Origin of the sequence: Streptomyces hilarionis (assembly GCF_024539675.1) — a bacterium.
Taxonomy (GTDB): Bacteria; Actinomycetota; Actinomycetes; order Streptomycetales; family Streptomycetaceae; genus Streptomyces; species Streptomyces hilarionis.
Genome location: NZ_JAHHIT010000895.1, coordinates 1 through 237 on the forward strand (window position 1 = coordinate 1; position 237 = coordinate 237).

Sequence of the window (237 nt, forward strand, 5' to 3'; positions counted from 1 at the left end):
TCAATGTTCAGCAAGTTCTCGTCCGTCCACGGCGTGCCAATCAGTTTGCAACCGATACCGCAGCAATCTGGCAGCGTAAAAAGCTCGAACAAGAGGCCGGTTTGCCGCAGAGCGAAGTGACTGACCCACTCTTCCAGATAACGCATCGCAGCGTCTGGAAGATGCACGGTACTAATTTCCCAGGCTCGACTGAAATGTCCCGTTTCGAAGCTCAAGCAATGGACCATGGCTTGGGCT

At 53.6% G+C, this 237-nt stretch carries 1 protein-coding gene; it reads right to left on the reverse strand.

All coding sequences use genetic code 11. The features are described 5' to 3' along the window. A partial coding sequence (locus tag KMS84_RS44895) for a hypothetical protein (protein WP_256921679.1) occupies nucleotides 1-215 on the reverse strand: 215 nt, incomplete at its 3' end. Nucleotides 216-237: the final 22 nt, after the last annotated feature.